This window comes from Rhodococcus oxybenzonivorans (assembly GCF_003130705.1).
Taxonomy (GTDB): Bacteria; Actinomycetota; Actinomycetes; order Mycobacteriales; family Mycobacteriaceae; genus Rhodococcus_F; species Rhodococcus_F oxybenzonivorans.
In genome coordinates this window covers 1,556,423-1,573,671 of sequence record NZ_CP021354.1, presented here as the reverse complement: position 1 = coordinate 1,573,671, position 17,249 = coordinate 1,556,423, and the positions used below count along the sequence as shown (strand labels likewise).

Sequence of the window (17,249 nt, the reverse complement as noted above, 5' to 3'; positions counted from 1 at the left end):
TAGTCCCGTCCGGATTCGGTGTCTCACCTCGGTCGTGTTACCCGCCAGTAGCCCAGACTGCCGCCGCGACACGGGCAAAATTTCCCCCGTATACGGCCTCGATGGACGTTTCGTCGAACCCCCGATTGCGCAGGACGCGATCGAGAGTCAGGACATCCTCCGGCGGTACCCACTGCAGCGGACCCCACGCCGTATACGCGTCCGAGAACGAGCCCGCATTGTTCGTGACCTCGGCGACGAAGTCTGCGGCGTCGAACGAGTAGTCCGAGCCGATGCCGACGTGCGCGGGACCCACCAGATCGACCGCCTCTTCGATGTGGTCGGCCATCGCCGACAACCGGCGAGCATGGTCGTCCGGCCCATTGACCCCCAGAAAGATGCCGACCCCGTTGATCCCGATCACGCCACCCGTGTCCGCGCAGGCGCGGGCCTGATCGTCGGTGATGTTGCGAGGGTGATTCCACAATCGCCGCAGGTTGGAGTGGCTGTAGATCATGGGGCGCTCGGTAACTGCGGCAAGGTCGAGTCCGGTACGTGTCGAACAGTGGGAGCCGTCCACGGTCATCCCCACCCGATTCATCTCCCGCACTAGGTCGCGGCCGTAGCCGGTCAGCTCGGTGTCGTCGGCGTCGAGGCAACCGCACCCGGCGGCATTCGCATAGTTATACGTGGGCAGCAACGATCGTGTGCCCAGTCGGTGGAAGTGGGCCACATTGGCGAGGTCGCCGTTGAGCGGGGCCGAATCTTCGAGGTCGAATGCGAGCGCGATACCACCGGCGCCGCGTACCGCGTCGACGTCATCCAGCCGCGTCACCAACTCGATGTCACCGCCGGCCTGGGCACGAAAGTTCTCGGCGATCGCCGTCGACGCCGCCTTGTCCTGCGGGGAGTAACCGATGTTCACCGACACGTAGCTGCCGGCCGGACGACGGTAACGGCGGAGCTCGTCGATAGTTGCCGACGGTGTCAGCGGCAGGCAGCAGTGCTGCTCCCACAACGGATAGGGCCCAGGTGTACTCACGCCGCCGAGGCTATCCGAGGTCTTCCTGCAACAATGGCCGTCATGACGGATCCCTATCTCTGGCTCGAAGATGTCACCGCTGACCGGTCTCTCGACTGGGTGCGGGAACGCAACGCGCGGACCGTCGGCGAGTACACCGAGAACTCGGAGTTCTCCACGCTCGAGGGCCGGATCCTGGACTTGCTGGATACCGACGCGCGCATTCCCTACGTCGCCCTGCGCGGTGACTATCTGTACAACTTCTGGCGCGACGGCGAGCACAAGCGCGGAATCTGGCGGCGCACATCCCTGGCGGAATACCGCTCCGAGGACCCGCAGTGGGACGTGTTGCTCGACGTCGACGAACTCGCCGAGCGCGAGGGTGAGAATTGGGTGTGGGCGGGGGCGAGCGTCCTGCGCCCAGCACAGACCCGCGCGTTGCTGTCGTTCTCGCGGGGCGGTGCCGACGCGTCCGTGGTTCGCGAATTCGACCTGGACACACGGCAATTCGTCACAGACAATCCTTTCGACGTCCCGGAAGCAAAGACCAGCATCAGCTGGATCGACGAGGACAGCGTCTACGTGGGCACCGACTTCGGTGACGGCTCGATGACCGATTCCGGCTATCCGAGGATCGCGAAGCGCTGGCATCGCGGTACCCCCTTGTCCGAGGCGGTCACCGTGTTCGAGGGCGAGAGCACCGACGTGTCGGTGGGCGCCTCCTACGACGACACTCCCGGATACGAGCGGCACTTCGTCGGCCGATCGATCGACTTCTACAACTCCGAACGGTACGAGTTATTGCCGGACGGTTCGCTGTTGCGCATCGACACGCCCGACGACGCCGGAACGTCCGTCTACCGCGACTGGCTGACCGTCCGCCCGCGCACCGACTGGGAAGTGGACGGCACCATCTATCCCGCGGGTTCGCTGCTCGTCACCGACTACGCCGACTATCTCGCCGGCTCGCGGGAATTGACGCCGCTGTTCACACCCGACGAGCACACATCCCTGGAACAGGGCACGTGGACTCGCAACCACCTGCTTCTGGTCACCCTCTCGGACGTGCAGACCAGATTGTCGGTACTCACGCCCACCGAAACCGGCTGGGACGAGAAACCGCTCGACGGCGTGCCCGAACTCACGGCCAGCGGTGTCATCAGCACGGATGCGCGCAGCGGGGACAATTTCTTCGTCAACAGCAGTGGATTCACCACTCCCGCAACTCTTTTCTACGGCACCGTCGGCGGACCGCTGGAACCTGTCAAGCAGGCGCCCTCCTTCTTCGACGCCGACGGTATCTCGGTGTCCCAGTACTTCGTCGCCTCGGACGACGGAACGGAGATCCCGTACTTCGTCGTACGCCGCGACGACGCCGACGGTCCCTGCCCCACACTCCTGTACGGATACGGCGGGTTCGAGAACTCGATGGTGCCGGGATACAGCGGGTCGGTCGGCTTCGCCTGGCTCGAACGCGGGGGTGCGTACGTCGTCGCCAACATTCGCGGTGGCGGTGAATACGGCCCGTCGTGGCACACCCAGGCCGTCCGCGAAGGCCGTCACAAAGTGTTCGAGGACTTCGCCGCAGTCGCGCGCGACCTGGTCGCGCGCGGCATCACCACCACGAAGCAACTCGCGGCTCAAGGTGGAAGCAACGGCGGTCTCCTGATGGGCGTCATGCTGACCCGCTACCCCGAACTCTTCGGGGCGATCGTGTGTCAGGTACCGCTCCTCGACATGAAGCGGTACCACCTGCTGCTGGCCGGGGCGTCGTGGATGGCCGAGTACGGCGACCCCGACGATCCCGAGGACTGGAAGTTCATCAGCGAGTACTCGCCGTACCAGAAAACCAGTGCCACCGCCGAGTACCCACCGATTCTGGTGACCACCTCCACGCGGGACGACCGGGTCCATCCGGGCCATGCCCGCAAGATGACCGCCCTCCTCGAGGAGCAGGGCCACGAAGTCTGGTACTACGAGAACATCGAAGGTGGACACGGCGGGGCCGCGGACAACGCCCAGGCCGCGTTCAAGTCGGCGCTGACGTTCATGTTCCTGTGGCGCACACTCACCCGCCCGTGAGTACTTCTTAACCACCGCTTGTTAATAAGTACTCACGGCTAGGTGTGGTCATGGATCCAGTCGACGACCCGATCGACCGTGTCGACTGGCTCCCGGATCCACCCGTTGTGACCCTGCGGTCGCGGGTTGTGCCAGATGGTGACGTCGGCATGTGGGAGTTTGGCGACGAGATTCTTCGCCGAAGGGCCCGGCGCGAGGTCGTCGCCCTCGATAGTCACCGACAGGACCGGCAGCTTCAATCTGCCGATCCGTTCCTCGTAGTCGATGTCGGCGCCGTCGGGTTCGATCTTCCCGGTGCGCGCGAATCGGGACCAGTCGGAGATCAGTACCTTCGACTGCCTGCCGAACCCGCCGATGTCGAGCCTGCCGCCCGGCCAGAAACCGGCGAGATTGGCCGTCATCGACATTGCGGCCGCGCCGACGAGCATTCGCGGCGAGTGCATTCCGGGAAATCCCCGGTGATATGGCGACCCCGACGCGACGAGCACGATTCCGCCGAGCCGGCCGCGAATCCGCGCCGCGTACATCACCCCCAGCTGACCACCCATACTGTGCCCCAACAGGAACGGCGTCGCAGCCGGGAAATGTTCGCGCACCACCTCGAAGATGGCGGGAAAGTCGACCGACACCAGCTCGTGGTAGCCGTACCTGCTGGCACTGCTCGGACGGGGGCGGCTGTCACCCTGTCCGCGTAGTTCGCCGATGGCAGCATTGAATCCGCGGGACATCAGCTCCTCGGCGAACGGCTCGTAGTAGCCGGCAGGAATTCCCAGGCCGGGAAACACCACGACCACGGGTGCCTCGTCCCGCCCGGCGAACAGGCGAACCGGAGTGGTCGTTCCGTCGGGCATCTGGATCGGTACTGTCTCCACTCCGCCAGACTAGACGGCTCGACCCCCGCGGATTCGCGATCCGCAGGGGTCGAGGCGAAGTCAGTGCGCGAGGACGGTGGTGTCCGGGCCGGTGGCTACAGGCCGATCGACGACGCCAGGAGCGGCCACGACTTGTGGAGGTCCTCCTGCCAGTACGGCCACGAGTGGGTGCCGACGGGACGGAAGTCGAAGGTGGCGGGAATCTGCAGCTCGTTCAGCTTGTCCGCCAGCGCGCGGGTGCACTGGTTGGTCGCCGCCTCGATGGCACCGCCGAGGATGATCTGGTTGGCGAACGTCTCGACGTTCCCGTTGATCCCCGGACCGTCGAGGCGATCGTTCGGACCCGGAATGCCGGAACCGTTGCTGACGTAGATGTCGAGGCCGCGCAGCTTTTCCGCATTGAGGTACGGATCGTTGGCCGTCCAGGCCGGGTCGTCCACGGGGCCCCACATGTTGCTGGTGTCGCCGCCGCCGCGGGATTCGACGACCATCCGGACATACGTGCGACCAGGGTCGGTGCTGGTCATCGCACAACCGCTGTAGGCGCCGACACTCTCGTACAGCTCGGGTGCCGACTGCGCGAGGCTCAGGACGGAACTGCCGGCCATGGAGATGCCGGCGATCGAGTTGACACCGTTGGTGCCCAGCTCGGCGTCGACGATGGGAGGGAGTTCCTGGGTGAGGAACGTCGTCCACTTGTTGTTGCCCAGTTCGGGATCTTCCTGCCGCCAGTCCGTGTAGTAACTGAAGGCGCCCTGCATCGGCGTGACGACGTTGACGTTCTTGTCGGCGAAGAAGTCGACCACGTCGGTCTTCGCCTGCCAGGTCGCGGAGTCTTCACCGCCGCCCGCGCCGTTGAGCAGGTACAGCGTGGGCCTCGGAGCGCTGGTGTCCGCGGGCGTGATCACCCGAAGCGGAATGTCGCGGTCCATCGACGCCGAGTAGACGTGCATCGTCAACTGCCGGTCGTCGATCTTCTCGGTGCGCAGGAGTCTCGAGCTGCCGTCGACGACGGTCGCGTCATCCACCGGGTCTGCGGACACGGCCTGCGCCCCCGCCCACGGAAGAGCCGCTGCGAGAGCGAGCGCGAGTGCCAGCCGAACCCCGTACCTACCCGCTGCCGTGCGGTTGCCCATTATTCTCCTTTGCTGCGAAGCCGCCTGCCCGACTCCGAAGAGACGAGAACTGGAGCCCACAGTGTGTCATGTGGGCTCCAGTTCTCAACTGGATGTTGGTGGAGACGCGCTGTCTACGCCTCGGATGACCCCGTCAGCAAGTCGAGAAGTCCGGTGAGTATATCGAGCAGGCCAAGGATTTGAGTGGACATATTTTTCTCTCCCGATCGACTGTGTTGGTTTTCGATCTGCGCCATGGGTCGGCGCTTCACTCTTTGTACCCGACCGAAGGCGAAGACCAAAGAAATTTCGCGGACATATCTCGAATAGTTACCTGGCGTTCGGAAGAAAGATCATCCGGTTATTCGCCAATTACCTGGCTGGCACGGCCCACGACCAGCGGATCTACCGTCCCCACCACTTCGAAGTCCTTGTTCCCGTAATCGAACAGCGACAGAACATACTTCATCGCATTGATGCGCGCTCTTTTCTTGTCATTGCTCTTGACTACCGTCCACGGAGCAATATCGGTGTCCGTGAAGCGAAACATATCTTCCTTGGCCGCGGTATAGGCGCCCCATTTATCCAGTGAGGCAATGTCCATCGAGGACAATTTCCACTGGCGAACCGGATCGACCTGACGGATGGCAAACCGGGTCCGCTGCTCGAGTGGCGAGACAGAAAACCACAGCTTGGTGAGGCTGACACCGTCGTCGACGAGCATGCGTTCGAAGAGCGGCGTCTGATGCAGGAACCTGTCGTATTCGTCTGCGCTGCAGAAGCCCATGACGCGTTCGACGCCGGCGCGGTTGTACCACGACCGGTCGAACAACACGATCTCACCGGCCGCAGGGAGATGCTGGACGTAACGCTGGAAGTACCACTGGGTCGACTCACGCACCGACGGCTTCTCGAGTGCCACGACACGCGCACCGCGCGGATTGAGGTGTTCCATGAACCGTTTGATGGTGCCACCCTTGCCGGCGGCGTCGCGTCCCTCGAACACGATGACGTGACGGCGTCCGCTTTCCTTCACCCAGTTCTGGAACTTCAGCAGTTCGATCTGGAGCAACCGCTTGGCAACTTCGTATTCGTCGCGGGGCATCCGCTCCTCGTACGGATAGCCCTCCCGCCAGGTATCGACGATCAGACCGTCGGTGAGCGTGACGAGCACGGGATCATCGTCGTCCTCGTCGTCGACCCTGAACGCGGAGGTGTCGCGGAGGTCGACGGCAGTAGCCAGATCCGCGTACGCGCTGAGGAAGCCGGGGCGTTCGTCGATGTCGGTCATGGGGCGGAATCTAGCGGCGTGAGGCGTCCTCGAAGTGACCCGGGCGTGAACGGGAAACGCGCTCTCAGCACGATGTCGGGGTGAAAGACCAGGGTGGAGATCGGGGTACATCCCGATGTGCACTACCAGCGGACTGAGCAGACTGGACGCATGACATTCGACAGCAATACTCCTCGCCAGTTCACCCGCTCCGACAACCAGAAAATGCTCGCCGGCGTCTGCGGCGGCATCGCCGAATACTTCGGTGCCGACGTCAACCTCGTCCGACTCCTGGCCGTCGTCGCCACACTCGTCACCGGCGGCACCGCGGCTCTCGTCTACCTGGCAGCGTGGATGCTGATGCCCGCCAAGTAGTAGCACGGGGCCGAAGGCCGAAGGCCCGGAACTCCCTTGCGGGAGTCCCGGGCCTTCGGGGTGTTCGGGTGGAACGGGGTGGTACGGACTCAGAAGTCCATGCCGCCCATGCCGCCGGTCGGGTCGCCCGCGGGCGCTCCGGCCTTCTCCGGCTTGTCGGCGACGACGGCCTCGGTGGTGAGGAACAGAGCCGCGATCGACGCTGCGTTCTGCAGCGCGGAGCGGGTGACCTTGACCGGGTCGTTGATGCCTGCTTCGAGCAGGTCGCCGTACTCGTTGTTCGCAGCGTTGAGGCCGTGACCTGCGGGCAGGTTGCGGACCTTCTCGGCGACGACGCCGGGCTCGAGGCCGGCGTTGAAGGCGATCTGCTTCAGCGGAGCTTCGAGGGCGACGCGAACGATGTTCGCACCGGTGGCCTCGTCACCTTCGAGCTTGAGGTCGTCGAGCGCGGGGGCCGACTGCAGCAGGGCCACGCCACCACCGGCAACGATGCCCTCTTCGACGGCAGCCTTGGCGTTACGCACGGCATCTTCGATGCGGTGCTTGCGCTCCTTGAGCTCGACCTCGGTGGCGGCACCGGCCTTGATGACTGCAACGCCACCGGCCAGCTTGGCCAGGCGCTCCTGCAGCTTCTCGCGGTCGTAGTCGCTGTCGCTGTTCTCGATCTCGGCGCGGATCTGGCTCACGCGACCGGCGATGGCGTCGGAATCGCCGGCACCCTCGACGATGGTGGTCTCGTCCTTGGTGATGACGACCTTGCGGGCCTGACCGAGGAGCTCGAGTCCGGCGGTCTCCAGGGAGAGGCCGACCTCTTCGCTGATGACCTCGCCACCGGTGAGGATGGCGATGTCGGCGAGCTGCGCCTTGCGGCGGTCACCGAATCCGGGGGCCTTGACGGCCACGGACTTGAAGGTGCCACGAATCTTGTTGACCACCAGGGTGGACAGGGCTTCGCCCTCGACGTCCTCCGCGATGATGACCAGCGGCTTGCCCGACTGGATGACCTTCTCCAGCAGCGGCAGCAGGTCCTTGACGGTGGAGATCTTGGAGCTCACGAGCAGGATGTACGCGTCCTCGAGGACGGCTTCCTGACGCTCTGCATCGGTGGCGAAGTACGCCGAGATGTAGCCCTTGTCGAAACGCATGCCCTCGGTGAGCTCGAGCTGCAGGCCGAAGGTGTTGGACTCCTCGACCGTGATGACGCCTTCCTTGCCGACCTTGTCCATGGCCTCGGCGATGAGCTCACCGATGGACGGGTCGCCGGCGGAGATACCAGCGGTAGCAGCGATCTGCTCCTTGGTGTCGATCTCCTTGGCGGTCTCGAGCAGACGCGCGGTGACGGCCTCGACGGCCTTCTCGATGCCGCGCTTGAGGCCGAGCGGGTTGGCGCCGGCAGCAACGTTGCGGAGGCCCTCACGCACGAGAGCCTGAGCGAGCACGGTTGCGGTGGTGGTTCCGTCGCCGGCGACGTCGTCCGTCTTCTTGGCGACCTCCTTGACCAGCTCGGCACCGATCTTCTCGTAGGGGTCCTCGAGCTCGATCTCCTTGGCGATGGAAACGCCGTCGTTGGTGATCGTGGGAGCTCCCCACTTCTTCTCGAGCACGACGTTGCGACCCTTGGGGCCCAACGTCACCTTGACTGCGTCGGCGAGGGCGTTGAGTCCTCGCTCGAGGCCGCGACGGGCCTCTTCGTCGAACGCGATGATCTTGGCCATTGCGAAGTGATCCTCCGGATTGGGGGGTGACACACAGGACGGCCGCTTGCCGGGTCGCCCCATTTACGCCTTGGGCCGGGGTCAGTGCCCGCGACGGACGACCAGGGGTGTCTAGGTTCCCGGTCTCACCATCCCGACCTGGCACTCACGTGTCGCGAGTGCCAAGTGCATTTCTAGCACTCGACCAGGGTGAGTGCAAGGTCGGGACGAGACCGCCGGGTCAGAGGATCAGCGCATGGCGCAGACCTGGCCCGTGTTGAGGTTGAACGCGAGCGACAGGGCACCGACGCAGTCGACGCCGTTCGCGTCGGAGGTCGCGCCCGACCCCCAACCGGCGATCGCCACGGTGGTGGTGCCGTCAGCCGCCCCGGACCGCGCGATGCCGCCGCCCAGCGACACGGCATACGCCTGACCCGAACCCGTCGACGCGCCCAGAGACGTTCCGAACCCGTTGGCATAGGTGGTGGTGGAGCCGTGCCCGTTGGCGACGCTCACCGCGGTCCCGCTCTCCATCGCCGTCGCCCGTGCGACACCGGCCTCGGTCGCCTTGGCACCACAGCTCGCCGTGTCCGACACCTGGATGTCGTTGACGGACGGCGGGGAGACACAGGTGACGGGGGCGGCACCGGCGACACCGGCACCGGCCACCGAGAGTCCCGCCGCGACACCCAGACCGACGACCATCGCCGCTCCCGCACGCGCCAGCCGGCGGCCGAACAAAGAGGAGATGCGGGTACTAGTGGCCGAGGCGGTGGAGGTGGCGGGCATGGAGACAGCGAGCATGGAAGCTCCTTCTGGGAACGTCTAATTGGAGGATTCGCCGCGAGACTACCCGCTCCGAGCCGGTTAGTCCCGGACCGTGTTTCAGGCGAGTCCGTCGAGCAGCTCAGGGAGCTGAGCGACCGAATCGATGACGTGGTCGGGGCGCTGCACAGCGAGGTCGAGAATCGACTGCCGGAACTTGCCGGTGCGCACCAACGCACCGGTCAGGCCTACCCGTTGTGCGGCGAGGACGTCCCCCGTCAGATCGTCACCGACCATGACGGCCGCTTCGGGGTCGGTTCCCATGAGCTCGGTTGCGGTGAGGAAGGCGGCCAGCGAGGGCTTGCCGACCGAGACGACGTTCGTTCCGGCAATTTCTTCCAGGCCCGGAAGGTAGGCGCCGGTGTCGATGCACAGTCCGTGGCGGGTTGCCCACGTCGTCCCCCGATGCATGGCCACCACGGGAACCTCGTCGAGCATCAACTCCACCACCCGGCTGAGCGCACGATGGGTGAACTCGGGGCCCGCGCCACCGAGCACGACGACCTGCGGATCGTCCTCGTCGAGTTCGATGCCGGCGAGGTCGGGCGTGATGTCACCATTGTTGAGCACCCAGGCCCGCGCACCCGGGTAGGTGGTGCGGAGGTACTCGGCGGTGAGGCGCGCGGCGGTGACGATCTCGCCGGGCTCGGTGTCGATACCCGCGTTCCGCAGCGCGCCCGCTATCTCGTCACACGTCCTCGACGTTGTATTCGTGAGATACGCACACGCGAGTCCCCGATCCCGCACCTCGCGCACGGCGTCGGCCGCGCCGTCGATGGGATGCCAAGAAGTAACCAGAACTCCGTCTATATCGAACAGGATTCCTTCGACCGCAGTCATGGGGTCGAGCCTATCCGGGCGACCGCTGAGCGTGACAGACCACAACGGGGCAGGGAGCATGGTGCACGACATTCTGGCTGACCGATCCGAGCAGGGCACCGAGCACCTTGCCCCGGCCGTGGCTGCCGACCACGAGCAATTGCGCGGCAGAGGCGTGCCGGATCAGGACATCGGCGGGTGCGCCCTCGGTGGTTGTCCCAGTCGCCTGCACGTCGGGGTAGTCCTCGGCCCAGGTGGCGAGGCAGTCGGAAACGACGGCCCGCTCCGCTTCTTCGTACGCCGCCCAGTCCACGTATTTCGACGCGTGTGCGAGCCCGTGCCGCCGCTCGCTGCTCCAGGCGTGCACGACCTCGAGTCCGACGCCGAACGCCGAGGCGAGGGCGAACGCTTGGCGGACGGCGAGTTCGCTGACGCCACTGCCGTCCACACCGACGACGATCGGGCGCAGGTCCGGTGACGGGGCTTCGCGGGCACCCCGGAACACGGCGACCGGGCACTGTGCGGAGTTGATCGTGCGCAGCACCGTCGAACCGAGCAGGTAATCCGTGATGGCACCCGCACCCTGCGCGCCGAGAACCACCATCCGGGCGGCGCGTGACAACTCGATCAGGTGGGCGGCTGCGGTCCCGGTCCGCAGGTCTGTCTCGACAGGAAATCCGGGGTGCTCGTCCAGCACGGCCGTGCGGGCGGTGTCCAGCATCGCGTTTCCGTCTTCACGAAGTTCCTGGATGAACTGCGCGTCGATCATCATTGCGGTGCCGTTGTAGAACGTCGCCCCGTCCGGGTAGGTATGCGCGAGCAGCAGCGGGGCACCGAGCCGGACTGCCGTCGCCGCGGCCCAGCGTGCCGCATCGAGAGCAGGCCGTGATCCGTCGACACCGACCACCACCGGTGGGCCCGCGTATTCGCTCATATCCCTCTCCTCTATGGTTCGAGAACTGCTGCACCGCTGAACTTTCCGTCGGCCAGATCGCGCAGCGCCCGATCTGCGTGGTCGAGCGGATAGGGATGGGTGTCGACCCTCAATCGATGGTCCGCCGCGAATCGGAGGAACGCGACTGAATCTGCCCGGGTGTTGGCGGTGACGCTGCGGACCTGCCGCTCCCGGAACAGATGCTTCTGGTAGTCGAGCCGCGGAATGTCTGTCAGATGGATGCCCGCGACGGCGAGCGTGCCACCGTCGGCGAGCGCCTCCAACGCCGTGGGCACCAAGTCTCCGGCGGGTGCGAACAGGATCGCCGAGTCGAGCGGTTCCGGTGGGGTGTCGCGCACCCCTTGCACCGACGCCGCGCCGAGTTCCTCGGCAAGTGCCCGTGCCTGCGCGCCTCGCGTCATGACGTGCACGCGGACACCGCGGGCGAGCGCAACCTGGGCGGTGAGGTGGGCGCTGCCCCCGAAGCCGTAGATGCCCAAGGCGCCGCCGTCCGGCACCTCGGCCCGTATCAGGGCCCGGTAACCGATGATCCCGGCGCACAGGAGTGGCGCGAGCTCGTCGTCCGGATACCCGTCCGGGAGTTGCAGCGCGTAGTCGGCGGGCACCGTCGTGAATTCCGCGTATCCACCGTCCGCGTCCCACCCCGTGTAGCGCGACTGCCGGCAGAGATTCTCGAGGCCGCGACCGCACGCCGGGCACCGACCACAGGTGTGGCGCAGCCAGGCGACACCGACGCGATCTCCGGCGGCACAGGCCGCGGAGACGGAGTCGCCCACTGCGACAACCTCGCCCACCACTTCGTGACCGGGAACGACCCGCGGTCGGTGCACGGGAAGATCACCCTCGGCGATATGTAGGTCGGTTCGGCACACCCCACAGGCCAGTACCTTGACCAGCAATTCACCCGGCTCGGGCTCGGGGAGCGCTTCGATGTCCCACTGCAGCGGAGTGCCCGCAATCGGTCCGGGGCTGACGGCGCGCCACGCACCCATCGTCCGGATTCCGCGTCGCGTCGCCGCCATACTCACAGGATGCCCGCGGCGCGGCGCCGACGCCACGACATCCGCAGTGTCGCGACCGCACGCCGCGCCGGGATGGTTACCTACTGCCGCATCCGACCCGGTCAGCCGGGGCTCTGCGTATGCCTGCCCCCCGCCGGCGGAGAAACGGGCGAGTCCGTGGGCGCCGGCGTGGGAGTGGGAGCCGGCGTGGGAGTGGTAGCCGTGGCTTCGACGGGCGGCGCACCGGTGGTGGGCGCGGTGGCCGTGCTGGTGTCGGTGTCGCGGTGGGTGGCCTTCTTCGCCAGCTCACCGACCTTGTGCTGCACGTGCGGGGCCTTCTCCTTCACCACCTCGGTCGCGCCGCTCACCTTCTCCTGCACAGTGGGGTTGTGCCAGACTTCGAGGGATTGATCCCTCATCTTCTCGTAGGTTTGCCTGCCGGACCGGGTGCCCAGGACGAAACCCACGGCCGCCCCCGCTGCAAAAATTAACGCTCTCTCCATGACCTCTCCTGACTGTTGTGCGACAAACGTGTACGAATCACCGTCGGAATGCCCTGCTACACAGCTATGCCCTCAGCGCCCGAGCCCAAACTTCCTCCACGACGGACGGCCTTCGGCGAGCCGGATGAAACACCTCCCGTCGGAAGCATTCGAGTCGGTCCCGGCCAACTAGGCTCCGAGCATGGACCTGCGCGGTGAAGACCTGTTCACGGTTGCGGGGTCTCTGGCCGAGCTGATCGGCGCCCCGATCACGATCGAGGACGAGAACTCGACGGTGCTCGCGTATTCGAGTGGTGAGCAGGCGGTGGACGAAGCGCGGATCGGGACCATCCTGGGCCGGCAGGTGCCGGGACGGTACCGGCAGTTGCTCACCGAGGCCGGTGTGTTCGAACGCCTACACCACGACACCGACGTCATCTATGTCGATCTACACGTTCCCGACATGCGACCGCGGGCGGCGATCGCGGTACGTGACGGCGGTCGCCCGGTGGGGTCCATCTGGGCGGCCGTCACCGCTTCTCCGACGCCGGAACAGGAAGCGATCCTCCGGTCCGCCGTACCGGTCGTGGCCGAACATATCGCCGCGCAACGCGAACGGGTCGATGTCACACGACGATTGCAGGTCGACCGGGTCCGTGCCCTCCTGACCGGCGGCGAGCCCGCCTTCCGGGCCGCCGACGACCTGCGGTGGAGCGGTCCGCTGACGGTTGCCGCGGCGGCCCCGGTCACGCTCGGGTCGTCGCTGCCGTCCGGACTCCTGGCCTCCCTCGGTCTCTACCTGGACACGCTGGCCGTCGAATCCGTCGCAGCCCAACTCGACGACACCATTTATGTGGTGATCGCCGCCGGGGAGAAGGAGGTTCGCCGTCTCGCCGAGAACTTCCTCGGACGTGCGCGCAGTGGACATGCCTTCGTCGTCGCGGTCGGGCGGGGGGTCGACACGGCAGGACAGGCGCATCTGTCGCGCGGTGACGCCGACCGGATACTCGCGGCGCTGCAACACGCCTCCCGTGGCGGTGTGGTCGGAACCATGCGCGACACGCTGGCGTCGGTCCTCGCGCTGCGCGTGGCCGACATCTTCGACGGGTTGGGCACGCTCACGCCGCTGGCCGCCCTCCTTGCGCACGACGAGCAGCACGGAACCGACCTCGTGGCCACGGCACGCGCGTTCCTGGACCATGGCGGCGACGTGGCCGACGCCGCCGCAGCCCTCCACGTCCACCCCAACACCCTGCGCAACCGGCTCCGGCGCTGCGTCGAATCGTGCGGCGTGGACCTCTCCGACGCGGACACCCGCCTCGTCCTGATGCTGCATTTGAAACTGCGCGGACTGCGCGAGCACTGAGCGGTGGACCCACCCTGGCCGATTGCACAACGTGGACGGTCCGGCACTGGCCGAACGGCTACTCCCCCCGCGTGATCGTCGATCGATGATGGACACATGAGCACAACTGCGCGCCCGGAGCATGTCGCGATCGTCGGAGCCGGCGTCGTCGGCCTGTCCACAGCCTGGTTCCTACAGGAGCGTGGGGTTCACGTCACCGTCGTCGACCGGGAAGGTGTTGCGGCCGATGCCTCCTGGGGAAATGCGGGGTGGCTCGCTCCTGCCCTCACCCTGCCGCTCCCGGAGCCCGCCGTCCTGAAGTACGGCCTCCGCGCGATGCTGAATCCCTCCTCCCCCGTGTATGTTCCGTTCACCACCGACCTCCGCCTCCTCCGTTTCCTCGTCGGTTTCGCCCGGCACTGCACTCCCGCAAGATGGGAGGAGGCGATGAAGGTCTACGCCGAAGTGAACCGGATTTCCCTGGGCGCCTACGACCAACTCGCCGAGGGCGGCGTCGCCGAACACACCCACCTCGCCGACCCCTTCCTCACTGCGTTCACCTCGGACGCGGACCGGGAAGTGCTCGTCGACGAGTTCCGCCACGTGGAGGCGATCGGCGGCGAGGTCGAGCACGACCGGCTCGATACCGGCGAGATTCACTCCCTCGAACCGAGTCTCGGGGAGGGCGTGCACTGCGGTCTCCGCCTGCGGAACCAGCGCTTCATCGATCCGCCGCGGTTTGTGCATTCTCTCGCCGACGCCGTCCGCGCGCGGGGTGGCGACATCGTCTCCGGATTCGACGTCACGGCGGTCCAGGACCGTGGCGCGTCCGACGTTCGGCTCGCCTCTGCCCGCGGAGATTCGGTGTCGGCCGATGCGGTCGTGATCGCGAACGGTGCCCGGCTGGGCACACTGGCACGCCCCTTCGGCGTCCGGGCACTGGTCCAGGCCGGCCGTGGCTACAGTTTCAGCGTCCAGCCACAGCAGATGCCCAAGAATCCCGTGTACTTCCCCACTCAGCGGGTGGCGTGCACCCCGTTGCACGACCGCTTCCGTGTCGCCGGAATGATGGAATTCCGGAGTCCCGACGCACCGCTCGATCCCCGACGGGTCCAGGCCATCATCGATGCCGCGACACCCCTGTTCACCGGTATCGACTGGAATGCCCGCCAGGAGGAATGGGTGGGTTCACGGCCGTGCACCACGGACGGGCTGCCCCTCGTCGGGGCCACCCGCTCGCCTCGCGTGCACGTTGCCGGCGGCCACGGAATGTGGGGTATCGCGCTCGGCCCCCTCACGGGCCGCCTGGTGGCCCAGTCGATGACGGGGGGCGAACCGTCCGCGGTGCTGCGTCATTTCGACCCTCTGCGCTGAGCCCGTCTTTCGTCTCAGGCCAATGCGCCGACCACCGCCTCGGCGCGGGCCAGGAGGGTGCCCGACGACGCGAGCGCCACCACTGCATCGATCTCGGGGGCCAGGTACCGGTCGGTTCCGGGTCCGGCGACGTGCTCCCGGATCGCGTCGCGTACGGCACCCGTTGCAGGCGAAGGCTCGAGCGGCGCACGGAGGTCGAGTCCCCGTGCGGCAGTCAGCGCCTCGACTGCGAGGACCCTGGTGAGCCCGTCGAGGGCGCGGCGAAGTTTGCGGGCCGCTGACCACCCCATCGACACGTGATCCTCCTGCATCGCCGACGACGGAATCGAGTCGACACTCGCAGGCGCGGCCAGGCGCTTGAGTTCGGACACGATCGCGGCTTGCGTGTACTGGGCGATCATGTGGCCGCTGTCGACGCCGGGGTCGTCGGCGAGGAACGGGGGCAGCCCGTGGTTGCGGGCGACGTCGAGAAATCGGTCGGTGCGGCGCTCGCTCATGCTCGCCACGTCCGCGACCACGATCGCCAGGAAATCCAGGACGTAGCCGAGCGGGGCTCCGTGGAAGTTGCCGTTCGACTCGACGCGGCCGTCCGCAGTCACCACGGGGTTGTCGACGGCGCTCGCGAGTTCGCGCGCCGCGACCTGCTGGGCGTGGGCGAGGGTGTCGCGCGCGGCGCCGGCGACCTGGGGGGCGCAGCGCAACGAGTAGGCGTCCTGGACCACCGTGCACCCGGGCCCCGCGTGGCTGCGCACGATGTCGGAGCCGGCCAGCAGCCGGGTCATGTTCTCGGCCGCCGCGGCCTGCCCGGGATGCGGCCGCAGCGACTGCAGGTCGGCGGCGAAGACCCTGTCCGTGCCGAGCAGGCCCTCGACGCTCATCGCTGCCGTGATGTCGGCCAGACGCAGCAGGTGACGCAGGTCTTCGCAGGCCAGCACCAGCATGCCCAGCATGCCGTCGGTGCCGTTGACGAGGGCAAGGCCCTCCTTCTCCTCCAGCGACACCGGTGCGATTCCGGCGGCCCGCAGCGCGTCGGCGGCGGGGGTAGGACAGCCCTCGGCGTTTCGCACGGTGCCCTCACCGATCACGGCGAGGGCAACATGTGCCAGCGGCGCCAGATCGCCCGAACAACCCAGGCTCCCGTACTCGTACACCACCGGAGTCAGACCCGCCGACAGCAGGTTCGCGTACACCTGCGCGACCTCCGGCCGAACGCCGGTGTGGCCCGTGGCGAGAGTCGAGAGCCGCAACAACATCAGCGCACGCACCACCTCGCGTTCCACCTCCGGCCCGTTGCCGGCGGCGTGGGAACGGATCAGGCTGCGCTGCAGCTGTGCGCGCTTGTCGACCGGAATATGACGGATCGCGAGGGCACCGAACCCCGTCGAGACGCCGTACACCGGTTTCGGATCCTCGGCGAGAGCCTCGATCCACCGACGACTTTTCGCCATGGTGGACAGAGCCTCTTCGGAGATCCGCACCGGGGCGCCGAGCCTGGCCACCCGAACCACTTCTTCGGCAGACACCGGGCCGACACCGACGACGACAGGCTCTTCGGTACCCACAGACCCAGTGTCCACCCCGGCGCGGGGTGTAGGTCGGGAATTGCGGGGTGCCAACGGCGATTACACGTCGCCGCGCAGAACTTCTTCGATTTCGCGTGGGGTCATGAGACGTTCGAGTTTTTCACTCGGCCACGAGGACGGCCGTCCTTGCAACCGGGCAGATTCGAGTAGAGGGAGAGGGCTGCGGTCCCGCCGCAGGATCGAATGAACATTCACGACGATCACTTCCGAACACCGACTCGACGACGTGCCAATGCGCTGGCACCGAACCATTGCAGTGATTTTTCTATCGCTCATCGTGCCTCGTGAGTTACACAGTTTCGGTGAGGCGCGCGGAGCGAAGCGACAAACCTGCCACGGTGAAACGACAAACACTTCCGAGCGGACGCGACGAGCCCTCGGGGTACAAAGAAGTGACCTGCCGCACATCCTCGTTCTCCGAACGCCTACGATGACGGCAAAGTAGTTGTAACTACCC

General features: G+C 66.5%; 15 protein-coding genes. 4 read left to right on the top strand and 11 right to left on the bottom strand.

From position 1 onward, the window contains the following. Positions 1–37: 37 nt before the first annotated feature. On the bottom strand, positions 38–1,021 hold the full coding sequence (locus CBI38_RS07500; protein WP_204164886.1) for a dipeptidase: 984 nt from the start codon (positions 1,019–1,021) through the stop codon (positions 38–40). Positions 1,022–1,063: 42 nt separating this feature from the next. Here CBI38_RS07500 and CBI38_RS07495 point away from each other — a divergent pair, with 42 nt between their 5' ends. After that, positions 1,064–3,082, top strand: coding sequence for a prolyl oligopeptidase family serine peptidase (locus tag CBI38_RS07495; RefSeq protein ID WP_109334922.1), 2,019 nt, complete (start codon positions 1,064–1,066; stop codon positions 3,080–3,082). Positions 3,083–3,120: 38 nt separating this feature from the next. On the opposite strand, the gene CBI38_RS07490 is transcribed toward CBI38_RS07495, so the two are convergent. From CBI38_RS07490 to ppk2, 3 genes are all read right to left on the bottom strand, one after another. Continuing rightward, complete coding sequence (locus CBI38_RS07490) at positions 3,121–3,954, bottom strand: alpha/beta hydrolase family protein (RefSeq protein WP_230990105.1); 834 nt, start codon at positions 3,952–3,954, stop codon at positions 3,121–3,123. Positions 3,955–4,049: 95 nt separating this feature from the next. Then, the gene (locus CBI38_RS07485; protein ID WP_109327710.1) at positions 4,050–5,090 is read right to left on the bottom strand and encodes an alpha/beta hydrolase; all 1,041 of its coding nucleotides are present in this window, start codon (positions 5,088–5,090) and stop codon (positions 4,050–4,052) included. A gap of 340 nt (positions 5,091–5,430) precedes the next feature. Next, complete coding sequence (gene ppk2, locus CBI38_RS07480; protein WP_109327708.1) at positions 5,431–6,360, bottom strand: polyphosphate kinase 2; 930 nt, start codon at positions 6,358–6,360, stop codon at positions 5,431–5,433. A 150-nt stretch (positions 6,361–6,510) separates the two neighbouring features. On the opposite strand from ppk2, the gene CBI38_RS07475 reads away from it, so the two are divergent. After that, on the top strand, positions 6,511–6,714 hold the full coding sequence (locus tag CBI38_RS07475) for a PspC domain-containing protein (protein ID WP_109334920.1): 204 nt from the start codon (positions 6,511–6,513) through the stop codon (positions 6,712–6,714). Positions 6,715–6,803: 89 nt separating this feature from the next. Here CBI38_RS07475 and groL read toward each other — a convergent pair whose 3' ends face one another. The 6 genes from groL to CBI38_RS07445 form a co-directional block, all read right to left on the bottom strand. Continuing rightward, entirely contained in the window at positions 6,804–8,429 is a 1,626-nt protein-coding gene (groL, locus tag CBI38_RS07470) for a chaperonin GroEL (protein ID WP_109327707.1), read from the bottom strand. Positions 8,430–8,657: 228 nt separating this feature from the next. Beyond that, the gene (locus CBI38_RS07465) at positions 8,658–9,212 is read right to left on the bottom strand and encodes a DUF6764 family protein (RefSeq protein WP_109327705.1); all 555 of its coding nucleotides are present in this window, start codon (positions 9,210–9,212) and stop codon (positions 8,658–8,660) included. 81 nt (positions 9,213–9,293) lie between these two features. Continuing rightward, positions 9,294–10,073, bottom strand: coding sequence for an HAD-IIA family hydrolase (locus CBI38_RS07460; RefSeq protein ID WP_109327703.1), 780 nt, complete (start codon positions 10,071–10,073; stop codon positions 9,294–9,296). Between the two features lie 10 nt (positions 10,074–10,083). Beyond that, positions 10,084–10,986: a universal stress protein gene (locus CBI38_RS07455; protein WP_109327701.1), complete on the bottom strand. Its 903-nt coding sequence runs from the start codon at positions 10,984–10,986 to the stop codon at positions 10,084–10,086. An 11-nt stretch (positions 10,987–10,997) separates the two neighbouring features. Then, positions 10,998–11,999: a zinc-binding alcohol dehydrogenase family protein gene (locus CBI38_RS07450; RefSeq protein WP_204164885.1), complete on the bottom strand. Its 1,002-nt coding sequence runs from the start codon at positions 11,997–11,999 to the stop codon at positions 10,998–11,000. A gap of 131 nt (positions 12,000–12,130) precedes the next feature. Continuing rightward, positions 12,131–12,511: a YtxH domain-containing protein gene (locus CBI38_RS07445; protein ID WP_109327697.1), complete on the bottom strand. Its 381-nt coding sequence runs from the start codon at positions 12,509–12,511 to the stop codon at positions 12,131–12,133. A 181-nt stretch (positions 12,512–12,692) separates the two neighbouring features. Between CBI38_RS07445 and CBI38_RS07440 the strand changes: the two genes are divergently transcribed. Together CBI38_RS07440 and CBI38_RS07435 are read left to right on the top strand one after the other, a co-directional pair. Beyond that, positions 12,693–13,856 carry a PucR family transcriptional regulator gene (locus CBI38_RS07440; protein ID WP_109327695.1) on the top strand — a complete coding sequence of 388 codons (1,164 nt, stop codon included), beginning with the start codon at positions 12,693–12,695 and terminating at the stop codon, positions 13,854–13,856. A 96-nt stretch (positions 13,857–13,952) separates the two neighbouring features. After that, positions 13,953–15,209 carry an NAD(P)/FAD-dependent oxidoreductase gene (locus tag CBI38_RS07435; protein WP_109327693.1) on the top strand — a complete coding sequence of 419 codons (1,257 nt, stop codon included), beginning with the start codon at positions 13,953–13,955 and terminating at the stop codon, positions 15,207–15,209. 14 nt (positions 15,210–15,223) lie between these two features. On the opposite strand, the gene hutH is transcribed toward CBI38_RS07435, so the two are convergent. Continuing rightward, positions 15,224–16,771 carry a histidine ammonia-lyase gene (gene hutH, locus CBI38_RS07430; RefSeq protein ID WP_109327691.1) on the bottom strand — a complete coding sequence of 516 codons (1,548 nt, stop codon included), beginning with the start codon at positions 16,769–16,771 and terminating at the stop codon, positions 15,224–15,226. Between the last annotated feature and the right edge of the window lie 478 nt (positions 16,772–17,249).